This window comes from Lacticaseibacillus sp. 30 (assembly GCF_053819265.1).
Map to the genome: position 1 here is coordinate 1 of NZ_JBSOQX010000043.1, position 6,870 is coordinate 6,870.

The following is a 6,870-nucleotide window of genomic DNA, read 5'->3' on the forward strand; positions in this document are numbered from 1 at the left end:
TTAATAATGAATTCATTTCATTTTCCTCTTTCCCAGTTAGCCCACGCCCATATTGAAGCAACTGCGATGAGCAAGATGACGGCAATCATTGCTTTGCTTCCAGCCTACGTCCGCACATCGGACAATAATTGATTGCAATCGGTTCATCAACCTCAGCATTATCAAATCCGACTGCGGTGCAGGTGTGTATTGCCGCACCATTTATTTTTTCAGGATGAACTCCGTCCCAACAGTTCCCACCAGACATACCTATTCGCAGAAAACTACCATCTTCTGCTTCAATAGGTTTATGCGGCTCTTGGCAATACTGACAGCTTTTCTGTTTCTTGGTTAAGGGGGTCGAATTCGACTCCCTTTCCACTTTATTAGCCATGTTATGTCTCCTTACGCAAGTCCTGTCACGTGCTTGCTAAATTTTACAAGCTTCTCACTAAGGTATTCGGCAACAAGATCAATTGCTGTGTTCCGCCACGCATCACCGTCAGCACTAAAGAGCGCCAATTTTGGACCTTCATGCATCCGAAAGACAAAATCACTTTCCTGTTGCTCAACTTCCAGAAATGTACGATATGGCCGTAGTGAGATTGGATTCGGGACAACTACCTTGCCAACGGATGCCACACCACTGCGTGCGGTTGCAACTTGGCTTACACCGTCATCAACCATCGTCTGTGCAGATTCGTCTTTAAGATTACCAACAAATTTAAGCAACACTTTGCCATCCTCAGTGGTCATGAACTGTGCCTGCAGTGCGATGATGAATGATTCCGAATCCAGCCATTGACCGTATGGGTAGCAGGGATGCATTGCCTTGGCCTTGATCAAGACTTCCCGGTTGCCAAAATCATCGAGCTCTCCTAATACGAATACGCTGTTCTCATCGACTACTTGCACAATTAAGGGACTGGCAGAACGTTCGCTGACCTTCCCGATATAATCGACAACTGCAGTCAATGTGTGAACTTGTAACGCTTCGTTTGCTCCATCATTTGGTCTAAATTCCCTTATATCACCGTTACCATTAATCAAAAATTGACGATTTTTTGTTTCGATAATTCGTTTACCATTTGCAGTAACTGCCTGTTCTGCTGTGAATTTAAGTGCATCTGCTTCTGTTGTCATATTAGTTGGCCTCCTTGGCGTTCTTGATTTTTCGGAAATCAATCGGTGCGTCTGTTACCTTATCGTCTTTAATTGGGATACCTTTGTCGTCTTTTAGCGTACTATCATCTGGGTCGAAGTATTCCTGCCCTCGTGTACCTGACTTTAACTCGTTCATTTCCATATATCCGTCCTCGCCACGTCCAAGCAATACATTGGTGGTGACACTGATGTCTGGTACTAGCGTTGTTTTGACATCGGTTGTAAGCTTAACGACTCCGCTATCGTCAGGCTTAAAGTTAAGCGCAATGGTAACTTTTCGTGCTTTGCTCTGATCAGTATTAGGATCAAGAATGTTATTGGTAACCTGGGCCAATGCCTTTGTCAACTTTTCTTTAATGGCCCCATCAGCCAGTTCGTTCAGATTCAAATTTAATTTATCCATAGTATTTCCTCCTACTTTTTCTTTGCTAAATTCAAGCTTGTTCTCCTCAAAATAGCTTTCCGTCTCGTGACTCCAATGCCTTGATAACTCCAAATGTCCTTAAACAGTCATCTAGCGCGTTGTGAGTACGGTTTACTGGTATGCCTAGAACATTCGCCAGTCCTTGCAGCGGAGGCGTAGCATTAAAGCTATACCGCTTTTCAACGATGTCTGCGATGTCGATAAACTTCCAGTTCTTGGGGATGCCATGTGACCCCTTTTTAAATGTTTCTCTGATGCGGCCCGCATCGCCTTCAATCGACCAGCCCACAATGTCAATCGTAGTTCTCATCCAGGCCACGTAGTCACGCACTGTTTGCTGCAGGCTTGGTAAAGCTAAATAGTCGCTGTATCGCATGTTACTTGTCCTAATGATGTGAAGCTGATCAAATTTATCTGGTGATGGAATGAATCGGTTGAACTGATCTGCAATGTGCAGACCGTCTCGAATTCTGACTGCTGATATTTGAATTGCTCGATTACTGGTTGAGTTAAACTCCGTGTCCATAATCACGTATTCTTTCATCAAGGCAACGCCTCTTTTCGCTGATCTAGGATTCCTTTAACGCCAAAGCTATTTCCTTGGCCGTGCTTGGCCATACGGGACATAGTTCGCTCGCCGTACCTCTTATTCAGATCTTGTCCGTGCAAATTGGTTGTCACGATAGTTGCTTTGTCTTCCCGCATTCTGAAAACATCATCCGCCGTCTGGCGGTCAAAATCACTACCACGCTCGGAACCTAGATCATCGATCACAACCACATCAGCCTTGCCAATCTCATGCATAATTTTCTCGTTCTTCATTCGCACATCTTGTGCATTAGCACTCATGCCAGACTTGAGCCTCTGCATTAAAGCGTTCCAGTCAATGAAAAGGCATGTTTTGCGATAGCCTGTCTTGGTCTGAGTGTCAATTAATATGCCGTTAGCAATATGTGACTTGCCAACTCCTGTGTCACCGATAATCAATGCGTGTACAACCTCGTTACGGCATATTTTGTTAGACAAACCGACAGCGAAGAGTTTCAACTGCTGCTGTCCAAGGCTGCCATCTGTATGGAAGTTGTTGAAATCCTTTGCAATAATCGCGTCTGTACTAAATACCGAATAAGCTAGGTAGTATCCAACGGTGCGGTTCTTGCGGGCCTCTTTTTCCATATCTGGCGTGACGTTTTTAGGCTCCGTGGGTGGCTGTTTATAGCCACAATTCATGCACACTCCGGCCATTTTTTTACCGGTTACTTTGCTCAATCCCTTCGGGCGATACAAGAGGCTGCCACAATCGGGACAACGTTCAGCAAATGTTTCGATCGCTGCTAAACGTCCTTGATTAGTTTCAAGATTGCTCATCACACGCCTCTTCTCTACCAAGGTAAGTCTTCATCTTGGACATCCCCTTGGTTTTGATAAACGTCTGTAGATGCTTGCCGTGACGTTGATTTTGACTTTTGGCGTTGTGTTCGTTGGGCTTCATAGGCCGTCACTGCCTCTAAACTAGTAAGCCTTAAGGATTCCCAATTTTTTAAAATGGCATTGACATAGCTATAACGACGCACGTTATTGTCAATTGCGTTGCTCATGGCCTGTTTGACTACCTGAACTGCCTGCTCGTCAGTTGAGCCAATCTTCTTGAAATCATCTACCCAGTACATGAGGTCTTCACGGTTCTTTGGGCTGATAAAACCAAAACCGTTTTTCTCCCAAAAATTAATGAGCTCCGGTTCCCCTAATGTTGTTGTATTATTAATACTTGTATTATTTTCTGGACAGTTTTCTGACCGGGGGTGGGTCAATTTTCTGACCGAGGGGGGTAAGTTTTCTGACCGAGGGGCTAAACTAATAAATCTTTGTTCAACCTCCTTACTTCCACTTTTATATTTGATGACTCTGCGGATATATGAATTGTCTTCGAGACACTTTAGCCAACTTTTGATAGTGCCGATGCTAACCGAATAGAGCTTTGCGAAATAGTCATTCGATGCCCAGCAGTAACCGTTCTTATTGGTGAGTGCCGTGATCTCGCCATACAAGAGCTTGGCTCCTTGTGGCAGCTGTTTGTCATAGCGCACACCTGCTGGGATGATTGCATAGTAACCAGGCTTCTCATTCATGATCGACACCGCCTTCATGAAAGCATTGATCGGCAATGTTTTGGCGAACATCCATTAAGTCTGCTTCGAATTTGATCATATCGAGTGATGTTTGACCCAAGATATCCATGTATTTTTTAAAGTTGTCTTTTAGGAACAGCCGGTCTTGAATCTTCTCACCATCGGTCATGTGAGGATCATCATCCCTGAATAGATCGCACTTGGTTTCTGCCCATTCTCTCAAATAATCCAAAAGGTACTGATCAGTTCTTACTTTGTATGCAAGTGATTCAAGACGGTCAAGTTGCTTGCCAATTTCTCTGGCCATTGTTTTACCTCATTTCTTTCTGTGATATAATGAGGTCAATCAATGTGAAACCTCATTTTTGGCCGTTAAGTGTGCTAGCGCTTAGCGGTTTTTGTTTTGCCAATTATTTCGTTGATTAAGCTGTGAATAGAGCATATTGTTTGCTCCCTTTTGTGCGATAATCACGAAGAGGTGATTAGAATGAATAAATACGAACTCTTTTCCAGCGTCGTACAAGCTCTGACTTCGATAGTGGCTGTTGTTCTATCAACAATTGCTTTAATACGAAGTTCTAAATCAGAACGTGATGCAAACAAGCCGTACATCGTTTCTTTTCTTAAAGTTGTCAGATCTTCGCAAACTACAATAATTTACCTAATGATCAAGAACTTTGGCCGAACAGGAGCAACAATCTTATCAGTCAAGGCTGATCCGGCTATTGACAGTGGGCAACTAAAGTTTGAAAACAACCCTTTTGAATTATTTTCTAATCAGCTGATAGCACCCGACCAGACCTATGCAGCCGTTATTTCAGTCAAAAACTCAGAAATTGAGTTAAAAACCAGAAAGTTTTCTTTGTCCATAACTTATTCAGATGAGTTTGGTAAAAAAGAAACAAAAGACTTTTTGCTTAACGCTGATGTGGCCACGTCCTTCGACCACATCACGCCGGTACCAACAAAAACAGATGAAGTAGCGAAATCCATTTACATAACGAGCGCGGAAAGACTATTTAATCAGTTTTAATTCAGCGTATTGATCAAGATCTATCAAGTCTAAAATTGCTTTTGCTTCCGCAAGATTGCTCGTATGCCTACTCAAAGTCGCGACAATACCATCAACTGCCATTTGAACATCATTGGCCGAAACACTAATACCATCGCCAAATATTGGAGAATATTTTTTGTTCAATTTGGTCTCCGGGCTATTCAATCCACTTCCTCCAATTTCCGCTGTGGCCTAAGCAGTGGCCAACGATCACGCCGAAGCCACCAGCAATTAGTAAATAACCAATCATTATTTACCCTTCTCTCTAAGCGACCTTGAAATCTCTGGGAACCATTTGTCTAAGAAGTCGAGCCATGGTTTCGGATGAAACAGATACCCCTTTTTGCCAGGCGGTGGATATGAAACCACGGTATCTTGCAAGAACTTGTGGAAGCGTGGGACGTTCAAGATATTGTTAACTACCCACGTGTTGTTATGTCCTTCGACATAGCTTGTTGCGGTGGTGAGCGTCCACATGCCTCGTGCTGCTAGCTTGCGTTTTAACTCTTGGTTCTCCTCAATCATCTTTGCCAGTTCTTCTTCTTCAACCGCTAAATACTTTTTGCTTGAAATCTGATCATCTTCAACAACCTGCAACAACGGCATGGCATTTTCTCCTTTCCTGTGATCGCCTCCTGACGGATAATGAAACCGAAAGGAGGTGAATCTTCATGGTGCAAGTCCCTTATTATGACAATCCGGGCGGAGCTCTAGCTGTTACAGTCGAACTTCCGCACGCTGCGAACGTTTACTTGGTGGATCAAGCAAACTTCAACGCTCACCAACGTGGTGACCACTTTACATATTTCGGAGGTCACTATGATGAGTCCCCAGTTACAATTCGGGTTTCTGGAGCTGGCCGTTGGTATCTGATTGCCGAAAATGGGTCAGGCGAACAATACCGTTACACCTGGTCTAAATAGTTGCGTTGTTCTGATAGTGAGACTTCACACGTGCTACAACTGATTCAAAGTTGGCAAATGTGAAGCCTTTTTGTTTGAGAAGATCAATGACCATTCCAGTTACTTAGTCTTCAACATCTTTGTCCTGTACTTTAACGACATTGGTTAACTTTTCCTTTGGGCGTTCATTCATTTAGATAGCCTTCTGTTGTTGGTCCTCCAATAATGAAATCTCGCGTGCTTTCATGAGAGTTGCTGTTGATGGCGTCCAATTCTGGATAAAGTCATCAGCCTTATCGAAGTCTTTCTTACGTAACTGTGTACGTGTCTTGATTCCGATGTAGTCATTTAGTCCGTGGTTAATATCTCGATAAAAGAGGCTGCGCTGTTTTGCGTTGAGTTTGCAGTGATGTACGTCCACATAATTTGCAACAGCTCGATTGACTTGTTTGCTGATGTAGTTATATTCACCTGGTGCCAGCAAAGCCTTCTCTTCCAGATCAGTTACACGACCATCAAGCTTTTCAATCCGTTTTACAGTTCGAGTAGCAACTTCCATGGTTAAAGCAAGCTTTTCTTCTGGCGTCTGTGGAAGCCGTGTTTTCGGATTAAAGTAGTTCTCCTCCAGACTGTCGAACATATCCCAAGCCTGATCTGTACCAAGCATTTTTGAGTGACGTGCGGCGCCGCGGCGAGTCCAGAGATATAGAGCACTTGCATTTTTCCCAACGAACCCACAATTTGTCGGTTCGTTCTTGAATGCCCGAAGTTGCTCCCCTTTCAGCTTGAAGAAGTGCTTTCCTTCAATGAACTTATTCGAGTTTCGTTTAAAGTTCATTTGAACGACTCCAACAGTCGTTCCGTACAATTCTGCAAGTTGTTCGGTGGTCAGTACACGCTGGCCGTTTTGTTCAATTGGTTGTGGTTCATTCAATGCGTTTCCTTCTTTCATGAATTTTCATAGTTTGCTGCCCTCCGTCAGTGGGATAATAGTTCATAAGGAGGGAATGTAATGTCCAAACCAATTGATGCCGTAGCTGTTGAAAATATATCTAAAATCTTGGGAGAATATACGACTGGGCCCAAAATCACCAAAATGTTTTCTTTGCTTGGATTTTTCGATTATGATCTTCAAAGACAAACTGACAATCAATGGTTCAAAGCGTCTACCAAATGGCGTCGTTTAGACGAAACAATTAGGCACGAGTGTAATGCTTC

At 43.4% G+C, this 6,870-nt stretch carries 12 protein-coding genes and 2 pseudogenes; 3 read left to right on the forward strand and 11 right to left on the reverse strand.

The features are described from left to right. Window positions 1–85: 85 nt before the first annotated feature. From ACWPAB_RS14835 to ACWPAB_RS14865, 7 genes are read right to left on the reverse strand one after another with little or no spacing between them, the layout of a single operon-like run. Complete coding sequence (locus ACWPAB_RS14835) at window positions 86–373, reverse strand: hypothetical protein (RefSeq protein WP_010493149.1); 288 nt, start codon at window positions 371–373, stop codon at window positions 86–88. Between the two features lie 11 nt (window positions 374–384). Beyond that, window positions 385–1,122 carry a hypothetical protein gene (locus ACWPAB_RS14840; protein ID WP_016368116.1) on the reverse strand — a complete coding sequence of 246 codons (738 nt, stop codon included), beginning with the start codon at window positions 1,120–1,122 and terminating at the stop codon, window positions 385–387. A gap of 1 nt (window position 1,123) precedes the next feature. Next, a complete protein-coding gene (locus ACWPAB_RS14845; protein ID WP_003597560.1) occupies window positions 1,124–1,546 on the reverse strand; it encodes a hypothetical protein in 423 nt (140 codons plus the stop codon). A gap of 46 nt (window positions 1,547–1,592) precedes the next feature. Beyond that, entirely contained in the window at window positions 1,593–2,111 is a 519-nt protein-coding gene (locus ACWPAB_RS14850; RefSeq protein ID WP_003574016.1) for a 3'-5' exonuclease, read from the reverse strand. Beyond that, window positions 2,111–2,935, reverse strand: coding sequence for an ATP-binding protein (locus ACWPAB_RS14855; protein WP_019909842.1), 825 nt, complete (start codon window positions 2,933–2,935; stop codon window positions 2,111–2,113). The genes ACWPAB_RS14850 and ACWPAB_RS14855 overlap by 1 nt, the downstream gene beginning before the upstream one ends. A 14-nt stretch (window positions 2,936–2,949) precedes the next feature. Then, window positions 2,950–3,696 carry a DnaD domain protein gene (locus ACWPAB_RS14860; protein ID WP_003589923.1) on the reverse strand — a complete coding sequence of 249 codons (747 nt, stop codon included), beginning with the start codon at window positions 3,694–3,696 and terminating at the stop codon, window positions 2,950–2,952. Beyond that, window positions 3,689–4,003 carry a hypothetical protein gene (locus ACWPAB_RS14865; RefSeq protein WP_003661649.1) on the reverse strand — a complete coding sequence of 105 codons (315 nt, stop codon included), beginning with the start codon at window positions 4,001–4,003 and terminating at the stop codon, window positions 3,689–3,691. Before ACWPAB_RS14865 ends, ACWPAB_RS14860 begins: the two co-directional genes overlap by 8 nt. Window positions 4,004–4,183: 180 nt before the next feature. On the opposite strand from ACWPAB_RS14865, the gene ACWPAB_RS14870 reads away from it, so the two are divergent. Further along, window positions 4,184–4,729, forward strand: a complete 546-nt coding sequence (locus ACWPAB_RS14870) for a hypothetical protein (RefSeq protein WP_003586921.1) — start codon at window positions 4,184–4,186, stop codon at window positions 4,727–4,729. On the opposite strand, the gene ACWPAB_RS14875 is transcribed toward ACWPAB_RS14870, so the two are convergent. After that, a complete protein-coding gene (locus ACWPAB_RS14875) occupies window positions 4,712–4,915 on the reverse strand; it encodes a hypothetical protein (RefSeq protein WP_003572201.1) in 204 nt (67 codons plus the stop codon). The two genes, ACWPAB_RS14870 and ACWPAB_RS14875, sit on opposite strands and share 18 nt — an antisense overlap. Window positions 4,916–4,999: 84 nt before the next feature. Next, the gene (locus ACWPAB_RS14880; RefSeq protein WP_003572199.1) at window positions 5,000–5,356 is read right to left on the reverse strand and encodes a DUF771 domain-containing protein; all 357 of its coding nucleotides are present in this window, start codon (window positions 5,354–5,356) and stop codon (window positions 5,000–5,002) included. Window positions 5,357–5,421: 65 nt separating this feature from the next. Between ACWPAB_RS14880 and ACWPAB_RS14885 the strand changes: the two genes are divergently transcribed. Then, window positions 5,422–5,673, forward strand: a complete 252-nt coding sequence (locus ACWPAB_RS14885; protein WP_003572196.1) for a DUF1883 domain-containing protein — start codon at window positions 5,422–5,424, stop codon at window positions 5,671–5,673. On the opposite strand, the pseudogene ACWPAB_RS14890 reads toward ACWPAB_RS14885, so the two are convergent. After that, window positions 5,666–5,845 (reverse strand): annotated as a pseudogene (locus ACWPAB_RS14890) (hypothetical protein). The gene ACWPAB_RS14885 and the pseudogene ACWPAB_RS14890 overlap by 8 nt on opposite strands. Then, entirely contained in the window at window positions 5,846–6,604 is a 759-nt protein-coding gene (locus ACWPAB_RS14895; RefSeq protein ID WP_016368112.1) for an ORF6N domain-containing protein, read from the reverse strand. It lies immediately after the preceding pseudogene. A gap of 60 nt (window positions 6,605–6,664) precedes the next feature. On the opposite strand from ACWPAB_RS14895, the pseudogene ACWPAB_RS14900 reads away from it, so the two are divergent. Next, window positions 6,665–6,870: pseudogene (locus ACWPAB_RS14900) on the forward strand (TIGR02391 family protein); the annotation flags it as partial.